The organism is Acinetobacter sp. AND/436, assembly GCF_049546925.1.
GTDB lineage: Bacteria > Pseudomonadota > Gammaproteobacteria > Pseudomonadales > Moraxellaceae > Acinetobacter > Acinetobacter indicus.
Map to the genome: position 1 here is coordinate 1 of NZ_JBMXBO010000045.1, position 767 is coordinate 767.

The 767-nt window shown below is 38.6% G+C and carries 1 pseudogene; it reads left to right on the forward strand.

The features are described from left to right. Positions 1 to 767, forward strand: a pseudogene (locus ACPEPR_RS13815) (hypothetical protein); the annotation flags it as partial.

Below are 767 nucleotides of genomic sequence, written 5' to 3' on the forward strand. Positions count from 1 at the left end.
GATTGGTTCAATCTTTCTAGAAATACATCCTTACCGTGGTCAATCGAACTCATCGAAAAATATAAAGATCAATGGGATTGGCTGGAGCTTTCTAGAAATACATCCTTACCGTGGTCAATCGAACTCATCGAAAAATATAAAGATCAATGGCATTGGGGGGTGCTTTCTTTGAATACATCCTTACCGTGGTCAATCGAACTCATCGAAAAATATAAAGATCAATGGGATTGGTTGTATCTTTCTAGAAATACATCCTTACCGTGGTCAATCGAACTTTTTGAAAAATATAAAGATCAATGGCATTGGGATCGGGGGCTTTCTTGGAATACATCCTTACCGTGGTCAATCGAACTCATCGAAAAATATAAAGATCAATGGTATTGGCTGGAGCTTTCTTGGAATACATCCTTACCGTGGTCAATCGAACTCATCGAAAAATATAAAGATCAATGGCATTGGGGTTTGGGGGGGCTTTCTAGAAATACATCCTTACCGTGGTCAATCGAACTCATCGAAAAAAATAAAGATCAATGGAGTTGGCGGGGGCTTGGGCTTTCTAGTAATACATCCTTACCGTGGTCAATCGAACTCATCGAAAAATATAAAGATCAATGGGAGTGGTTATATCTTTCTAGAAATACATCCTTACCGTGGTCAATCGAACTCATCGAAAAATATAAAGATCAATGGGATTGGGGGGGGCTTTCTGAAAATGAATCCTTACCGTGGTCAATTGAACTTTTTGAAAAATATAAAGATCAATGGGG